Below are 17,441 nucleotides of genomic sequence, written 5' to 3'. Positions count from 1 at the left end.
CTTTTTTGTGTTTGAGTCCGCATCTAGCTGCATTGCCTTTATTCTTACAATTTATTATGGTCAAACCGTGCATGTTATTCATCACCAAATTTGCTGCACTCTCGTCTTAAACCTTTTTGGAGATTGTTTGATTAGAATATGATAGCCTATATATAGGCAAACTTATCGAAAGCTAAGGACGCAAAGCCAAGGGCCTAATACAACTATTTGTAATGGTAGCCGGTTACCGAGTGTATCACTTTAGAAGCCATCTACTTCTATAAATAGCTAGATGAGATTACTCGTTAAATGAGAGGTGATTATTTTGAGTAAAACAGTAATGCTTGTGGATGATTCAAGGTTTATGAGAAATTTATTAAAAAGTAAAATTGAGAGTAGTGGGTATATCGTAGTAGCTGAGGCTGGTAATGGAGAAGATGCTGTGAAGCTTTATGAAAAACATTCACCGCATATCGTTTTACTGGATATCACTTTACCGAATATGAATGGAATCGCTGTACTTAAAAAAATTAAAAAAATAAATCCTGATACACATGTTATAATGTGTTCAGCAATGGGGACGCAAGATTTTGTAATTGAAGCTTTAGAAAATGGTGCCGATGATTTTATTGTAAAACCCTTTTTCGATGACCTTATTATTAAATTAAATAAAATCAATTGAAAAATGTAGTGTTCTACGGAAAAGACAAGTAAACTTTTTAATACTATAAAACCCGTAAAATTGCGCGGGCTACCAATGGTCCCGCGCAATTCACTCATAATTCAACTTGCTGCAAATACTTGTGCTAACTCTCCAGCCATTTTCGATTTTTCTTGCTCACCTGAATTATTCCATAGCTTTTCAAAGAACACGCCGAGTCCTGGTAATAGATGTTCTTCCCCTCGCTTAATGGCATCTTCGACGACATTACGGACATCCTCCGCTGAATTATTTTCCATATTTGCCGTAATCGCATCTCGTATTTGAAAATCCATTTTATCAACCTCCTATGCTCATTTTGGACACAAATATCGCTAACTATACGGGCATTTGTTACACTAAAAAGAAAAAGGCGGTAACAACGATTATGAAACGCATCGAATCCCCACAAAATTCACTAGTGAAACATTGGAAAAAACTCGTGACAACGCGAAAAGAACGTGACAATACGGAAGAATTTCTTGTAGAAGGCTTCCATTTGGTTGAAGAAGCACTTAAAAAAGACGGAGCCATCATTGCATTGATCATTCGAGACGGAGTTGAATTTCCCGCTGGCTGGTCAACGGAAAGTGTACATATTGTTGAAGTAAACAGTGCAGTTGCGAAAGAAATCTCAGAAACGGAACACTCACAGGGAGTTTACGCACATTGTCGTCAACCCCATCATGCTGAAGAAGACTTCGCAACATGGAAAAAACTTTTACTTGTTGATGCGGTTCAAGATCCGGGCAATGTCGGTACGATGATCCGTACTGCAGACGCAGCTGGCATGGATGCAGTTATACTCGGTAAGGGGTCAGCAGATCCATATAACCCAAAAACCGTCCGTTCTGCACAAGGTTCTCACTTCAATATCCCTGTCGTCAGAGGCGATTTGATGGAGTGGGTGACGAAATCAAAACAAATAGGTATTAAGGTGATCGGTACAGGATTGCAAAATGCAGTCAATCATTCTGAAATTGAACCACAAACTGAATTTGCTTTAATTATGGGGAACGAAGGTAGTGGTGTTACACCTGAATTATTGGCGTTGGCTGAGACCACAGTAAAGATTCCAATGTACGGCAAAGCTGAGTCGCTGAATGTTGCAGTAGCGACGGGGATTTTGCTGTACTCGTATTCAAAAAACTAAAGCATTCCGCTGTTGATGAACAAAATGATTTCGGGTATACTATTAGTTATGAATTAAAATAAAAAGCAATGACTGGGAAAAGTAAGCATCACACGAACCAAAAGGGAATCTACGCCTTGACTGAAAGCGTAGGTAGGCGAGTATTTGTTGAAGTTCACCCCATGAGCTGCCATCAGGACCAGTGTGAGCTGTAAAGATGTGCCGGTGCCGGACCGTTATTCCGATTTGAGTGATCATATCTTCGGGTGTGATAATCAGGGTGGTACCGCGAAATCGTCCTCGTCCCTTTTATAGGGGCGGGTTTTTTTGTTTTTAATAATTGGGGTTGAAACCTCAATTATTAAAAACAAGCCTCCGGCGGATGTCACAGATTTTGAGGGGAGTCAATTGAGCTTGCTCAATTCAAAATCTGGACGCAAACACGCCAAGGCGTATTTGATTTTATATGGTAGGTGCACTACACTTTTGTTAATTTCGAAAGGAGAATTACAATGGAAGCACAATTAGAACAGTTGAAAGATGAGGCACTCGCAAAAATTGAGGCTGCTTCAGATGTAAAAGCGTTAAACGAAGTCCGTGTTGCTTACTTAGGGAAAAAAGGGCCTATTACTGACTTGCTAAAAGGCATGGGGAAATTACCGGCTGAGGAACGTCCGAAAATGGGGGCGCTCGTCAATGTCATTCGTGAAGCAGTAACAGAAGTACTGGAAGAGCGTATGGAGAAACTTGAGGAACAAGCCATCAACGAACAGCTTGCCAACGAATCAATTGATGTGACATTGCCAGGTCGTCCAGCGCGTACGGGTAATCATCACCCGCTGACACGTGTTGTGGAAGAAATCGAAGACTTCTTCATCAGCATGGGCTATGAAATTGCGGAAGGTCCTGAAGTTGAAAAAGATTATTATAATTTTGAGGCACTGAACTTGCCGAAAGGGCACCCAGCACGTGATATGCAGGATTCTTTCTATATTTCAGAAGATATACTTCTTCGCACGCATACGTCACCTGTTCAAGCACGGACGATGGAAGCGAAGGGCGGCGCGCCGATTAAAATCATTTGCCCGGGTAAAGTGTATCGTCGGGATAGTGATGATGCGACGCATTCGCATCAATTCACACAAATTGAAGGGCTTGTCATCGGCGAAGATATTCGCATGAGCGATTTGAAAGGGACATTGTCTTTATTCTCGAAAAAAATGTTTGGTGATGAGCGGGAAATCCGTTTGCGCCCAAGCTTCTTCCCGTTCACAGAGCCATCTGTTGAGATGGATATTTCATGCTTTAAATGTGGCGGAGACGGTTGTAATGTATGTAAAAAAACGGGTTGGATTGAAATTTTGGGTGCCGGTATGGTACATCCAAACGTGCTGAAAATGGCTGGTTATGATCCTTCTGTCGTATCAGGTTTCGCTTTCGGTATGGGGCCTGAACGGATTGCAATGTTAAAATACGGTGTGGAAGATATTCGTCATTTCTATACGAATGACGTGCGTTTTGTATCACAATTCCATCGGACAGAAGCTTAAGGAGGAGAAGACATGTTAGTATCTACAAAATGGCTAAGTGATTATGTAAATATAGAGGGTATTTCTCCTGAGGAACTTGCGGAAAAAATTACACGTTCAGGCATTGAAGTCGATTCGATTATCGACCGTTCTCAAGGCATGACGAACGTAGTAGTTGGCTATGTAAAGGAATGTGTGAAACACCCAGAAGCCGATAAATTAAATATTTGTCAAGTGGACGTTGGAGAAGAAGTGACACAAATTATTTGTGGTGCGTCAAACATTGCTGAAGGGCAAAAAGTAATCGTTGCACGTCCTGGTGCAGTACTACCAGGTAATTTTAAAATTAAAAAAGCAAAATTGCGTGGTGAAGAGTCGAACGGTATGATTTGTTCATTACAAGAGCTTGCTGTTGAAGGTAAACTTGTACCAAAAGCGTACGCGGAAGGTATATACGTGCTACCTGATACTGCAGTACCTGGAGAAAATGCATTGCCGCTTATTGGACTCGACGACATGGTGCTTGAATTTGATTTGACACCAAATCGTTCGGATGCGCTTAGCATGTTAGGTGTAGCTTATGAGGTTGGTGCGATTTTATCACAAGGCATTCAATTGTCTGAAATTACGTATACGGAATCGACTGATAAAGCAGAAGATGTACTGAAATTGCGTATCGATGCAAAAGAAGATAATCCGATGTATGTAGCAAAAGTCGTGAAAAACGTCAAAATTGCTGAATCACCTTTATGGTTGCAAAACCGTTTGATGGCGGCTGGTGTACGTCCGCATAATAATGTAGTCGACATTACGAACTACGTATTGATGGAATACGGTCAACCACTTCATGCATTCGATTACGATCGTCTTGGTACGGGTGAAATCGTTGTTCGTTTGGCAGAAGAAGACGAAAAAATTACGACGTTAGATGAAACAGAGCGGACATTGAAATCGCATAACCTCGTTATTACAAATGGCAAAGAACCTGTCGCTATTGCAGGTGTTATGGGTGGATTAAATTCCGAAGTGCATGATGGCACGACAACAGTTGTCATTGAATCGGCTTATTTTGCACCTGGATCTGTCCGTCAAACTTCGAGAGAGCTTGGACTGCGCAGTGACGCAAGTACACGCTTTGAAAAAGGCGTTGATCCGCAGCGTGTCATTGCAGCGGCAGAACGTGCAGCTCAGTTGATGGCTGACATCGCAGGCGGCGAAGTGTTAAGTGGTTCAGTTATTGTCGAAGAACTTGATAAGACACCAGTACGCATTACAGTTTCACCAGATTATATTAATAATCGTCTTGGTATGAAAATCTCACTAGAAGAAATGCTGTCCATTTTAGATAGACTGCAAATCCCAACAGAAGCTGTTAATGGCAAACTCGTGATTGACGCACCGACGCGCAGACAGGATTTGCGTATCGAAGAAGATATTATCGAGGAAATCGCGCGTATGTATGGCTATGACCATATTCCAATGACACTCCCGGTTACGGAATCAACACCAGGTGGCTTATCACCATATCAGGCAAAACGCCGTACAGTGAGAGCGTTCCTTGAAGGGGCAGGATTGTATCAGGCATTGTCCTATTCATTGACATCGAAAGAGCAGGCGCAAGCCTATGCACTTGAAACTGCACCTGTCACGGAGCTGTTGATGCCAATGAGTGAAGACCGCAGTATACTGCGTCAAAGTATCATTCCGCATTTATTGGAAGCCGCGACTTATAACGTGGCACGCCGTATGGACTCGGTTGCATTGTATGAAACAGGTTCCGTATTCCTCGGGGAGCAAGAAGATGGTCTGCCACAGGAAGTTGAGCATGTAGCAGCAGTGATGACGGGTAAATGGGTGGATCACGCATGGCAGGCTGAAACGAAGATGGTTGATTTCTTCGTGCTGAAAGGCATTGTCGAAGGCATGATGGATAGTCTTGGGCTAGTGGAAGGCTTATCATTCGAACAAGCACAGCTAGATGGTATGCACCCAGGTCGCACAGCAAATGTTTTCTATAATGGCGAGCGAATTGGTTTGATTGGCCAAATTCACCCGACAGAACAGAAAAAGCGCGATTTGAAAAACACCTATGTGATGGAGATGAATCTTGCGAAAATCCTTGCGATTGAAACGGCTGAATTAGTCTATGTACAAGTTCCACGTTTCCCATCGATTTCAAGGGATATTGCACTTGTTGTATCGAGTGAAACATCTGCAGGTACACTGGAGCATGTTATTCGCAACGCGGGTGGCAAATTGCTGAAAACGGTTCGTTTGTTTGACTTGTACGAAGGAGCGAACGTCGAGGAAGGCAAGAAATCTGTTGCATTCTCATTGACGTACGCAGACCCAGAGCGCACATTGACAGATGAAGAAGTCGTCAAAGCGCATGACAAAGTGTTGAATGCACTAACAACTGAAGCAGGAGCATTGCTTCGAGGGTAACTAAAAAGACTGCACAAGGAATTTAGATTCCATGTGCAGTCTTTTGCTTTATCGACTAACAGGCTCCACAACTGTAAAGCCAATATCAACTTGCAATTGAAAACGTTCTTCGTCCGTTGTTTGTGAAGGGTCAGCGGTCGTAAATTGGGCAGAGCCATGAATGATATATTCGCCCTCGGGAAACTCTTCATTTATCATTGACTTAATAAATTCGACGTATTCTTCCTCATCTTGATCACTATAACCGCCGGCGAAGTTATATTTTTGACGCAACGGTTCTCCTTTTTTCAACGTCGTGATAATAAGCGGTTCATTCATCGCGTAATCGACTTCGATGCCACGTGTCCTTTCCTCCAATGGGAAATGAAATGGAGACGCTGCATGGTAAATATCAATGGAGTCCTTTTCCCCTATATACGTTAATTCCGCGAAAATTGCAGAACCACTGAATGTATCATAGACATCTTTTTCAGTGGACAGCTTGTAAATGAAATCACCTTCTTGTACTTCAGCTTCTGGTGGTGGAAGAGAGAGCTGTTTACCAGAGTTTACTTTCCCGCTAACTCCACATGCGCTAAGCAAAAAAATACAGCAGAATAGAAAAAAGAATTTTCTCACTAGTATCACCTCATTTAATTAGAACGGTTGAAGTTCAAAAAAGTTACTTTCTTTTTCGGGCAGCAATCGCCTTTGCTTTTCCCGCATTAGCAAAATGCCATTTCGTCATTGATTTCAGCGTTTCTTCGCCACTTTTCAATAAAATTCTGGCAACCACCTCATCTACTTTGGCTCCTGCACCTTTCGGCAGCTCTAGCCCTGCGATTTCGCTAAGCCGATCCATCTCTTCTAAAAAGGCCACACGCGCAATAATGGATGCCGCGGCGACAGACATATGCAGACCTTCAGCTTTCGTTGAAAACAAGACGTTTTCTCGTACAATTTCGGCTTCGGCTTTAATATGATTATAATAAATCCCGCGTTCTGCAAATTGGTCAATCAAAATATAATCAGGTTTTTCGCCATCCATTTTCCGTAATACATGCTTAAGGGCTTGGTTATGAAGAAGTGCTTTGATTTTCCCTTGTGACCAGCCACGAGCTTGTACTTCATTGTATTTGTCATTTTCTAATGTCAGAACGCTGTAAATAAGAGCGGCTTGTAAATCGGGTGCAATCTTTCGCATGAGGTCATCCGTTAATTGCTTAGAATCCTTGACGCCGAGTTCACGCACGAGCTCCACTTGATCGGCACGCACAAAACAAGCAGCGACTGTCACAGGGCCGAAGAAATCCCCGGTGCCCGTTTCATCTGAACCTAAAACGGACAGCTCTGCAAGTCGGTCGGGCAGTGTATCGCCTTTCGTAGTGACCTTTGCAGATGCTTTAGTCCCTTCTGCCTTGGCCCAACGAGCGGCCTCTCTTTCAGCTCCGCCACCTTGAAACAGTACTTTTCCGGATTTATACGCTGTGATGGATGTGTCCGTTAGCTTTGCTGCAAAAACGACGCCGGGTGCATTGCGCACAATTTTGGATGCTGCATAATGGGACATTACTTTATTCAATCCTTGATCATCCACTAAAATAACTTGATTACTCAATGTAAAACTTCCTTTCGTTGGCCAGAAAAGGTCATCTGTAAACTTATACTATATGACGTTACAAGTGAAACCGTTTCATGGTATGATTGGTAACAGAGTTTTTAACTTGCTTCAGCGGATGTTTACCCTGCTGAATCTATTACGCTATGGCGTATTTTATCGTGGGAGGTCAGGTCATTGGCAGACGAACAGAAGACACGCATAACCGTTGACATTTACGGGCAGACTTATACAATTGTCGGTACCGAAACTAGCAATCACGTGCGGTTGGTCGCTTCGATGGTTGATGACAGGATGCGCGAAATCAGTGCCCGTAATCCGTATCTCGATAGTTCAAAAATCGCAGTGCTCACCGCCGTTAATAGTGTACATGATTATCTTAAATTAAAAGAGCAAGTTGAACAAATAGAAGAAGAATTGAATAAGTTGAAGGGTTGACGGTCTTACATGCTTGATATACTAATATTAATCCTCCTATTTGGAGGGCTCGTCACTGGATTTAGACGAGGACTCATTGTACAAATTATACATATGACAGGATTTATCGTAGCACTAGTTGTTGCTTTTTCGTACTATAAGCAACTCGCAGAGAAGTTTGTTCTATGGATTCCTTATCCGGGTGTAACGGCAGGTTCTAAACTGTCAATAGCAGTGGAACAATTGGATTTGGATAGTACTTTTTATCGTTTGCTAGCATTTGTGCTCATTTTCCTTGTCGTAAAATTTGCTTTACAGCTTATAGCGTCTATGTTCGATTTCTTGAAATACTTACCTGTCTTAGGCTTTATTGCGCGATTTACAGGAGCTTTATTTGGATTTATCGAGTTCTACATCCTCATTTTCCTCGTCCTTTATTTGCTCGCAATGGTGCCAATAGATTTCCTTCAAGCATTGATCAGCAAATCAATGCTGGCGGAAACGATGTTTGAACACACTCCGTTATTATCTGAAACGGTGAAAAACTGGTGGTTCATTTACACGAAATGACAGCTTCCCCCTTAATGGAGGGGAGCTTTTTTCAAGACGATTTAGACTTTTAAGGAGTGCTGATACTTTATATTAGCAAGGGAGGGCTTTTGTTGAATAAAAAAACGATCATCCGAACATTTGAAAAAATTGCTTTGTATATGGAGTTGCTCGGAGAAAATCATTTTAAGGTATCTGCTTTTAGAAAAGCAGCTAATGTACTGGAACTCGACCCGCGTAGTTTAGCTGAAATGGATGATATATTGACTTTAAAAAGAATCGGCAAGGGAACGGGTGCGGTGATTATGGATTTGCTGGAAAAAGGCGAGTCTGATCTATTACAAGAGCTAGAAGCGACGGTACCTAAGGGGCTAATTCCTTTATTGAAAATCCCGGGACTTGGTGGTAAGAAAATAGCCAAATTACGTGAAGCACTCGGTATCGATTCAGTTGAATCATTGCGCGATGCATGTGCGGCTCAGGAAGTTAGTAAGGTTCCCGGTTTTGGTAAGAAAACGGAAGAAAATCTGTTGGCTGAAATAGAATTGCTAGGCACCCGGCAAGGTAAGTTTCCGATTTGGCAGGTGGAAAAAGTCGTATCATTTGTGGAGCAAGAATTACAAGGAATCCCTGAGATTGCCCGTTTTTCTGTTGCAGGCAGTTATCGCCGGACAGAGGAGCAAAGCAGTGATGTGGACTTTATCATCGTGACGGACGAGCCTAGCGTTGTACGCGAGAAACTGCTAGCTTCTTTACCAGTCGCTGCGACCATTGCAGCTGGAGACGCTAAATTATCTGTCACACTCGACTTGGAGGAACAGATCGATGCGGACTTTCGGTTTGTGAAGGAAGTGCAATTCGCCTCTGCCATCCATCACTTTACAGGTTCAAAGGATCATAATGTGCGCATGCGTCAACTAGCGAAGTCTAGAGGGTTGAAAATTAGCGAATACGGCGTGGAGGATGAAGAGGGAATTGTTACGAAATTTGAGTCGGAAACCGAATTTTTTGCCCACTTCGATCTGCCTTTCATTCCACCAGCGTTGCGTAGAAATGGCAGTGAAATCGATCGTGTCAACGAGCTGGCCGGTTTGATTACGCTGGAAGATATTCGCTCGGATCTTCATATGCATACAACTTGGTCAGATGGGGGCTATTCCATTCGCGAAATGGTGGAAGCTTGCCGTGCCAAAGGGTATTCCTATATGGTCATCACGGATCATACCGAGTATTTGAAGGTGGCGAATGGTTTAACGCCGGAACGCGTGCGTCAACAAATTGCAGAAATCCGTGCGTTAAATGAAGAATATGATGACATTGAAATCTTTTGCGGAACGGAGATGGATATTCTTCCAGATGCAACACTCGATTTTGATGACGACTTGCTAAGTGAACTCGATTTTGTCATTGCTTCGATCCATTCAAGTTTCAGTCAACCGCAGGAGCAAATTATGGAAAGGCTGCATACGGCAATGAAAAATCCTAATGTCGATATGATCGCGCACCCAACAGGGCGTATTGTTGGGCAGCGTGAAGGCTATAATCCGGATGTACCCCAGCTTATTCAATGGGCAAAGGAATACGGTAAAGTGTTAGAATTAAATGCCAATCCTTACCGATTAGATCTTGCGACGGACCACTTGATCATGGCGCAGGAAGCAGGCGTTTCTATCGCCATCAATACAGATGCCCATGCTATTGATCAATTGAAATATATGGATATCGGTGTAAAATACGGTCAGAAAGCTTGGCTGAAAAAAGAAACGGTCGTCAATACATGGCCGCTCGATAAATTCCTCCGTGACATCGTCCGGAAATGAAAGGAAGTGTAAGACATTGGAAACCCGTGTCTTAAAAACACTTGAGTTCGATAAAATCCGGGATATTGTGGCTACCCATTGCACATCATTTGCGGGTCGTTCTTATATAGAAAAATTAGTACCTGTCAGTGAGTTTGAAGAGGTTGTTCGATTGCTAGAAGAAATGGATGAAGGGCTGGCTATTTTACGCGTCCGCGGAAATGTGCCGATGGGGGGGATTAGCGATATTAGACCCCACGCAAAACGAGCACAACAAGGAGGCATGTTAAGTGCTTATGAATTAATGGAGGTTGCGAATACCATCCGTGCTAGCCGAATTTTACGTCAATTCATTGAAGCGATTGTAGCTGATGAAGATATTGAAATTCCACATTTCGTTGCAAAAAAAGAATTGATTCCTATTTTGACGGGCTTGGAGCATGACATCAATGCGTGTATTGATGACAATGGACATGTTGTAGATAGTGCATCTAGTTCGTTACGCTCGATTCGACAAGGATTGCGTATACAAGAAGGTCGAGTGCGTGAAAAACTAGAGAGCTACACACGCGGGCGCAATGCGGCGAAAATGCTGTCCGATTCTATCGTAACGATACGTAATGACCGTTTTGTGATTCCTGTAAAGGCGGAGTATCGCTCCCATTATGGCGGTGTCATTCATGATATGTCGTCATCTGGACAGACGTTGTTCATCGAACCAGATGCAGTCGTTCAGGCGAATAATGAAATTAGACGCTTGAAAATGCAGGAGCAGGAAGAAATCGAGAAAATTCTTCTTGAACTGTCTGCCAAAGTGCAGGAAATCGCCCATGATCTGTTCACATTAGTCGCTGTCTTGGCGGAAATTGATATCATCCTTGCGAAAGCAAAATTCGGCATGGTGCATAAATGTACGAAGCCAGAAGTGAACAACGAAGGCTATATTCGCTTGGCGAAAGCACGACATCCGCTATTACCGATTGAAACGGCCGTTGCGAATACGATTGAATTTGGTAAAGATATTACGACCATCGTCATTACTGGACCTAATACAGGTGGTAAGACAGTGACATTGAAAACAGTTGGCCTATGTACATTAATGGCGCAAGCTGGTCTGCCGATACCTGCCCTCGATGGTTCGGAAATTGCTGTATTCGATTCGATCTACGCGGACATTGGGGACGAGCAATCTATTGAGCAAAGTCTAAGTACATTCTCTTCTCATATGGTCAATATCGTCGACATTATCCAAAAATACGATGATCGTTCGTTAATTATTTTCGATGAGCTTGGTTCAGGTACCGATCCACAGGAAGGGGCGGCACTGGCCATCTCAATTTTGGATGAAGTACATGGGCATGGTGCACGCGTAATGGCAACAACCCATTATCCAGAATTAAAAGCGTATGGCTATAATCGCCCAGGCGTTGCCAATGCGAGTGTTGAGTTTGATATTGAAACGCTGAGTCCGACCTATCGTCTACTAATTGGCGTGCCAGGTCGCAGTAATGCGTTTGAAATTTCGAAGCGGCTCGGCTTACAAGAGCGCATTATCGAGCGTGCAAAAACCTTCACAGGGACAGATCGTGGTGAAGTCGATTCGATGATTGTGTCACTAGAAACAAGTCGTGTTCAATCGGAAAAAGATGCCGAACAAACGCATGAAGTATTGCTTGAAACAGAGCAATTGAAACGTGAACTGGAAGGACGATTGGCCGAGTTCGAAAGTATGAAAGAGCGTTTGGAAGAGAAAGCAAAAGAAAAGGCGAAGAAAATTGTTGAGGAAGCCAAACGGGAATCGGAAGCAGTCATTTCAGACTTACGTGCAATGCGTTTAAATGTCGGAGCCAATATTAAAGAGCATGAACTAATCGAAGCGCGCAAACGTTTGGAAGGTGCGACACCAGTTGAAGCGAAAAAAGTGGTCAAAGCAAAAGTAGCACCAAGACCTTTGCAAGCTGGCGATGAAGTGAAAGCACTGAGTTACGGTCAAAAAGGTACACTCATTGAAAAGGTATCGAGCACAGAATGGGTCGTTCAAATCGGTATTTTAAAGATGAAGCTAGACCAATCTGGTTTAGAATACGTTAAGCCAGAAAAAGAGAAACCAACCTTTGTGACGACTTCTGTAAGAGGAAGAGATTCGCATATCAAACTAGAACTGGACCTCCGAGGAGAGCGCTATGAAGATGCCATCTTCCGTACCGAAAAATATTTGGATGATGCATTATTATCAAATTATCACCAAGTATCCATTATTCACGGCAAGGGTACTGGGGCATTACGACAAGGGATTCAACAATATTTAAAAAATCATTCTCGCGTGAAAAGCTATCGGTTTGGTGAAGCGGGTGAAGGTGGACACGGCGTGACAGTCGTGGAATTGAAGTAATACTAATCAATCACGCCTCGGCGTGATTGCGTCCGGATTTTTTTCGAGCTTGCTCGAAAAGCTCCCATGAAAATCCGTGACATCCGCCGGAGGCTTTGTTTGAGTTCAGCGCGGGTTTGGCTGAATTCAAACAAAAAATATGCTCCTATTTGAAACCTTTTCTCTCCTTATCCGTATAGGTAGGAATGACTGAACGTAAAAGGGGCTTGAAATTATGACGAAAACTGGGTTTTGGAGTAATCCATTAGTAGAAACAGCGGGCTATTTTAGCGTTGTTGTCCTTTGTCTTCTTGTTTCGATGGTGCTTTTTGAGCTCGTTACGAAATATAAGAATTGGGAAGAAATCCGAAAAGGGAATCTATCTGTTGCTTTTGCAACAGGCGGCAAGATTTTTGGTGTCTGTAATATTTTTCGTTATTCAATCGAACGGCATAATTCGTTGCCTGAAATGATTGGATGGGGATTATTTGGCTTTACATTGCTCATCTTTGCTTATCTATTATTTGAGTTTCTAACACCGAAATTTAATATTGATAAAGAGATTGAAGCAGATAATCGTTCCGTTGGATTTATATCTTTGGTGATTTCAGTAGGATTATCCTTTGTCATTGGGGCAAGTATTTCATAGGAGTCGTTAATATGGAAAAGTTAGCAAAAATTTTACTAGTAGTTTGTGTTCTTTTCGTCGCTGTAGGAATTTACTGGCTAACCTTTGGCACGCCAAGCTGGTTATTCTTCAAAATGCCTTGACCGAAATATGCCGGTCAAGGCATTTTTTTGTCTATTTTCTATTCTAAAATAAATATTCATTGTAAGCGTATTCAATTAGCTCTATAATTAACTATAGGAAGAATATTCAAAGTTATTGAATAGAGAGAAGAAAGGGGTTTTTTACATGACGGCAAAACCATGGTTGGATTTATATCCTTCCGAAATTGCGAAGACGCTTGATTATGAACAGATTCCAATTCAGGAATACTTAACACGATCGGGCAAAAAGTATCCAGAAAAAATAGCGATGCATTTTATGGGCAAGGACATTACCTACAAGGAATTCCATGAATCTGCTTTGAAATTTGCTAACTATTTAAAGTCGCTGGGTATTGAAAAAGGAGATCGTGTGGCAATTATGTTGCCAAACTGTCCGCAAGGAGCAATAGCTTATTTCGGTATCCTCTACATTGGGGCGATTGTTGTTCAAACAAACCCGCTTTACACAGAACGTGAGTTATCCTTTCAAATGGTAGACTCAGGTTCAAAGGCAATCATTTCTCTTGATATTTTATTTCCGCGGATTTCAAAAATCATTAAGAACACGGAGCTTGAGCACGTCATTATTACGGGGATCAAAGATTATTTACCATTCCCGAAAAACTTGATTTATCCATTTATCCAGAAAAAAGAATATGGCATGACGGTCAAGGTGGAGCATCGTGGAATGAATCATCTCTTTACTGAAATAATGAAAATCTCCAAACCAACCCCTGTAAGCTATGCATTTGATTATGATGAAGATATTGCATTATTGCAGTATACCGGGGGGACAACAGGGCCGCCGAAGGGCGTCATGTTAACACATGCGAATCTTAACGCCAATGTTAAAATGTGTGATGAGTGGCTTTACAAATGTGAAGAAGGTAAAGAAACAGTCATGGCCATTCTACCCTTTTTCCACGTTTATGGTATGACAACCGTCCTAGTCTTATCGGTTATGTTAAGTAACAAAATGGTTATCATTCCGAAATTTGATTTTGAAACGGCTTTGAAAACCATCGACAAACAGAAACCTACGCTATTCCCGGGAGCGCCAACCATTTATATTGGTCTATTGAATCATCCGGATCTAGCAAAATATGATTTATCATCTGTAAAAGCGTGTATTAGTGGTTCGGCGGCATTGCCGGTTGAAGTACAGGATAAATTCGAAAAGATTACGGGTGGGAAGCTAGTCGAAGGCTATGGCTTGACGGAAACCTCGCCAGTGACACATGCTAATCTTGTTTGGGGAACAGAACGTGTGAAAGCCTCTATTGGAATACCATGGCCAGATACGGATTCTTGTATACTAGGTCCAGATTCATCAGAGCCGCTTGCGAATGGTGAAATTGGCGAAATTGCGGTAAAAGGTCCTCAAGTGATGAAGGGCTATTGGAATAGACCAGAAGACACGGAGCAGACTTTCCGTGATGGGTGGTTCTTAACGGGTGATCTCGGTTACATGGATGACAAAGGCTATTTCTATGTGGTGGATCGTAAAAAAGATATGATTATTGCAAGTGGCTTTAATATTTATCCGCGTGAAATTGAAGAAGTTCTCTATGAGCATGAGGCGATTCAGGAATGTGTCGTTGCAGGGGTTCCGGATCCTTATAGAGGAGAAACTGTTAAAGCGTATGTCGTCTTGAAGGATGGTGCTTCAGTTACAGAAGAGCAGTTAGATGAGTATTGTCGTGAAAATTTAGCATCTTTCAAAGTACCTCGCAAGTATGAGTTCCGTAGTGAGCTGCCAAAAACAGCTGTCGGAAAAATTTTACGTCGTGCACTTGTTGATGAAGAGAAGAAGAAAGCTGAACAAGAACGACTCACTTCGTGATATAATAATGCTTGACACAATGATAAATAAATAATAATATGAAAATATGAATGAATCATCATTCATATTTTCTTTTTTGGTGGTGATTAGTAGTGAAGCGGGATAGGCCGAAATATAAGCAAATTGTGGATGCGGCAGTAGTTGTCATTGCCGAAAATGGATTTCATCAGGCACAAGTTTCTAAGATTGCAAAGGAAGCTGGTGTTGCGGACGGGACGATTTATCTTTATTTTAAAAATAAAGAAGATATTCTTATATCTGTGTTCAGGGAAAAGATGGCTATTTTCGTCAATAACGTTGAGGTTATATTGAAAAAAGATATTGGTACCTCTGAAAAGTTATTCAGAATGATTGACAATCATTTCCGTGTGCTACATGAAGACCGTCAACTAGCAATCGTCACACAGCTGGAACTCAGACAGTCGAATAAAGAGTTACGATTTCGTATTAATGAAGTACTAAGGGAATATTTAATGCTCCTGGATGCTATCTTGAAAGAGGGAATTGAAAACGGGGTGCTTAATGCAGAACTCGATATCCGACTTGCGAGGCAAATGGTATTTGGAACAATTGATGAAACAATCACTTCATGGGTGATGAACGACCAGAAATACGAGTTAATGAAACTGACACCCGAAGTACATAGACTCATCATGAATGCATTGAAAGCTTGAATTACCTTTGAAAGTGGGGATTGAATGGAATTTCTAACAGTCGTTATTGAAGAAGGTGTCGCTGTTGCGACTATTAACAGACCACCTGCGAATGCGCTTTCACGCGGGCTTATACTAGAAGTAGATGCGCTCCTTGACCTTGTGGAACACGATGAATTAGTACGAGTCATCGTGTTACACGGTGAAGGAAAGTTTTTCTCGGCAGGTGCGGATATTAAAGAATTTACATCCGTTACAACAGGTGAAGAGTTCTCGAAGTTGGCGGCCAGTGGGCAAGCGGTATTTGAACGTTTAGAGCGCTTCTCCAAGCCGGTCATTGCAGCTATACATGGCGCAGCACTGGGTGGTGGACTGGAACTAGCAATGGGCTGTCATATGCGCATCGTCACCGAAACGGCGAAATTAGGATTACCTGAATTACAATTAGGTTTAATTCCTGGATTTGCTGGGACGCAGCGATTGCCGCGCTATGTTGGAATGCCAAAAGCGGCAGAGATGTTACTGACAAGTGAGCCAATCAGTGGTTCAGAAGCAGTTCGTTTTGGGCTTGCTAACCAAGCTTATTCAGATGAGGAGTTATTACCTAAAACAATGGAACTGGCTAAGAAGATTGCCAAGAAAAGCCCTGTCGCAGTGAAAGCTGCACTAGCCATGCTGCAATATGCAAAACCAGCTTCTTATTATGAAGGTGTCAAAGCGGAATCCGATTCGTTCGGTGAAGTTTTCGTCTCAGAAGATGCAAAAGAAGGAATCCAAGCATTCCTTGAAAAACGCCAACCTGTATTTACAGGAAAATAATTAAAAAAGTTGAGGAGGCCTGCAAGATGAATATTTATGTACTAGTAAAACGAACGTTTGATACAGAGGAAAAAATTACAGTTGCCAACGGTAAAATCGCTGATGATGGTGCAGAGTTTATCATAAATCCATATGATGAGTATGCAATTGAAGAGGCGATCCAAGTACGCGATGCGCACGAAGGTGAAGTTACGGTCATTACAATCGGTGACGAAGATGCAGAGAAACAATTGCGTACGGCACTGGCAATGGGCGCAGATAAGGCGGTCCTTATTAATACTGAGGACGATCTTGATGAGATGGATGAATTTACAGCGGCAAAAATTATCGCTGAATACTTGAAGGATAAAGATGCAGATCTAATCCTTGCTGGTAACGTAGCAATTGACGGCGGTTCAGGTCAAATCGGACCACGAGTTGCTGAGCTTTTAGGCATTAACTATGTGACAACGATTACAAATCTTGAAATCGACGGCACATCAGTGAAGATTGTTCGCGACGTTGAGGGGGATTCTGAAACAATAGAAACAGCATTGCCTTTACTCGTAACGGCGCAGCAAGGCTTGAATGAGCCGCGTTATCCATCCCTGCCGGGTATTATGAAAGCGAAGAAAAAGCCGCTTGAAGAGCTTGAATTGGATGATTTGGATCTAGACGAAGACGATGTTGCTGCAAAAACAGAAACGATTGAAGTGTATCTTCCACCACAAAAGGCGGCAGGACGAGTCCTTGAAGGTGATATTGCTGATCAAGTAAAAGAACTTGTCACGCTACTTCATTCTGAGGCGAAAGTAATCTAACTGCCTTCAGGCAAGGGCTTGCCGAGGCAAAATGAGT

Annotated in this window: 16 protein-coding genes and 1 riboswitch; of the genes, 13 read left to right on the top strand and 3 right to left on the bottom strand. The window is 42.4% G+C overall.

Annotation, left to right across the window (positions count from 1 at the left end; all coding sequences use genetic code 11):
- Nucleotides 1-145 precede the first annotated feature (145 nt).
- Nucleotides 146-231, top strand: a riboswitch (cyclic di-GMP riboswitch).
- A gap of 64 nt (nucleotides 232-295) precedes the next feature.
- A complete protein-coding gene (locus MKZ10_RS12995; RefSeq protein WP_342505370.1) occupies nucleotides 296-661 on the top strand; it encodes a response regulator in 366 nt (121 codons plus the stop codon).
- A 101-nt stretch (nucleotides 662-762) separates the two neighbouring features.
- Here MKZ10_RS12995 and sspI read toward each other — a convergent pair whose 3' ends face one another.
- Nucleotides 763-975, bottom strand: coding sequence for a small acid-soluble spore protein SspI (sspI, locus tag MKZ10_RS12990; RefSeq protein WP_342505369.1), 213 nt, complete (start codon nucleotides 973-975; stop codon nucleotides 763-765).
- A 92-nt stretch (nucleotides 976-1,067) separates the two neighbouring features.
- On the opposite strand from sspI, the gene MKZ10_RS12985 reads away from it, so the two are divergent.
- The 3 genes from MKZ10_RS12985 to pheT all read left to right on the top strand — a co-directional run bounded on the left by MKZ10_RS12985 (nucleotide 1,068) and on the right by pheT (nucleotide 5,785).
- Nucleotides 1,068-1,832 carry an RNA methyltransferase gene (locus MKZ10_RS12985; protein WP_342505368.1) on the top strand — a complete coding sequence of 255 codons (765 nt, stop codon included), beginning with the start codon at nucleotides 1,068-1,070 and terminating at the stop codon, nucleotides 1,830-1,832.
- 491 nt (nucleotides 1,833-2,323) lie between these two features.
- Nucleotides 2,324-3,361: a phenylalanine--tRNA ligase subunit alpha gene (pheS, locus tag MKZ10_RS12980; RefSeq protein WP_342505367.1), complete on the top strand. Its 1,038-nt coding sequence runs from the start codon at nucleotides 2,324-2,326 to the stop codon at nucleotides 3,359-3,361.
- Between the two features lie 12 nt (nucleotides 3,362-3,373).
- Nucleotides 3,374-5,785 (top strand): phenylalanine--tRNA ligase subunit beta, encoded by a 2,412-nt coding sequence (gene pheT / locus MKZ10_RS12975; RefSeq protein WP_342505366.1) that lies wholly within the window; start codon nucleotides 3,374-3,376, stop codon nucleotides 5,783-5,785.
- A 48-nt stretch (nucleotides 5,786-5,833) separates the two neighbouring features.
- Here pheT and MKZ10_RS12970 read toward each other — a convergent pair whose 3' ends face one another.
- Together MKZ10_RS12970 and rnhC are read right to left on the bottom strand one after the other, a co-directional pair.
- Entirely contained in the window at nucleotides 5,834-6,403 is a 570-nt protein-coding gene (locus tag MKZ10_RS12970) for a hypothetical protein (protein ID WP_342505365.1), read from the bottom strand.
- A gap of 43 nt (nucleotides 6,404-6,446) precedes the next feature.
- Nucleotides 6,447-7,382, bottom strand: a complete 936-nt coding sequence (gene rnhC, locus MKZ10_RS12965) for a ribonuclease HIII (protein WP_342505364.1) — start codon at nucleotides 7,380-7,382, stop codon at nucleotides 6,447-6,449.
- A 177-nt stretch (nucleotides 7,383-7,559) separates the two neighbouring features.
- On the opposite strand from rnhC, the gene zapA reads away from it, so the two are divergent.
- From zapA to MKZ10_RS12920, 9 genes are all read left to right on the top strand, one after another.
- Nucleotides 7,560-7,820 (top strand): cell division protein ZapA, encoded by a 261-nt coding sequence (gene zapA, locus MKZ10_RS12960; RefSeq protein WP_342505363.1) that lies wholly within the window; start codon nucleotides 7,560-7,562, stop codon nucleotides 7,818-7,820.
- A 9-nt stretch (nucleotides 7,821-7,829) separates the two neighbouring features.
- Complete coding sequence (locus tag MKZ10_RS12955; protein WP_342505362.1) at nucleotides 7,830-8,369, top strand: CvpA family protein; 540 nt, start codon at nucleotides 7,830-7,832, stop codon at nucleotides 8,367-8,369.
- Between the two features lie 92 nt (nucleotides 8,370-8,461).
- Complete coding sequence (gene polX / locus MKZ10_RS12950; RefSeq protein ID WP_342505361.1) at nucleotides 8,462-10,168, top strand: DNA polymerase/3'-5' exonuclease PolX; 1,707 nt, start codon at nucleotides 8,462-8,464, stop codon at nucleotides 10,166-10,168.
- Nucleotides 10,169-10,184: 16 nt separating this feature from the next.
- On the top strand, nucleotides 10,185-12,539 hold the full coding sequence (locus MKZ10_RS12945) for an endonuclease MutS2 (protein WP_342505360.1): 2,355 nt from the start codon (nucleotides 10,185-10,187) through the stop codon (nucleotides 12,537-12,539).
- Between the two features lie 214 nt (nucleotides 12,540-12,753).
- A complete protein-coding gene (locus MKZ10_RS12940) occupies nucleotides 12,754-13,167 on the top strand; it encodes a DUF350 domain-containing protein (protein ID WP_342505359.1) in 414 nt (137 codons plus the stop codon).
- A 267-nt stretch (nucleotides 13,168-13,434) separates the two neighbouring features.
- A complete protein-coding gene (locus MKZ10_RS12935) occupies nucleotides 13,435-15,132 on the top strand; it encodes an AMP-binding protein (protein ID WP_342505358.1) in 1,698 nt (565 codons plus the stop codon).
- A gap of 92 nt (nucleotides 15,133-15,224) precedes the next feature.
- Nucleotides 15,225-15,806: a TetR/AcrR family transcriptional regulator gene (locus MKZ10_RS12930; protein WP_342505357.1), complete on the top strand. Its 582-nt coding sequence runs from the start codon at nucleotides 15,225-15,227 to the stop codon at nucleotides 15,804-15,806.
- Between the two features lie 24 nt (nucleotides 15,807-15,830).
- On the top strand, nucleotides 15,831-16,604 hold the full coding sequence (locus MKZ10_RS12925; RefSeq protein WP_342505356.1) for an enoyl-CoA hydratase: 774 nt from the start codon (nucleotides 15,831-15,833) through the stop codon (nucleotides 16,602-16,604).
- Between the two features lie 26 nt (nucleotides 16,605-16,630).
- The gene (locus MKZ10_RS12920) at nucleotides 16,631-17,404 is read left to right on the top strand and encodes an electron transfer flavoprotein subunit beta/FixA family protein (protein ID WP_342505355.1); all 774 of its coding nucleotides are present in this window, start codon (nucleotides 16,631-16,633) and stop codon (nucleotides 17,402-17,404) included.
- Nucleotides 17,405-17,441 lie beyond the last annotated feature (37 nt).

Origin of the sequence: Sporosarcina sp. FSL K6-2383 (assembly GCF_038618305.1) — a bacterium.
Classification (GTDB): Bacteria; Bacillota; Bacilli; order Bacillales_A; family Planococcaceae; genus Sporosarcina.
The sequence above is the reverse complement of the archived record's forward strand: the minus strand, read 5'-3'. Positions and strand labels throughout refer to the sequence as shown.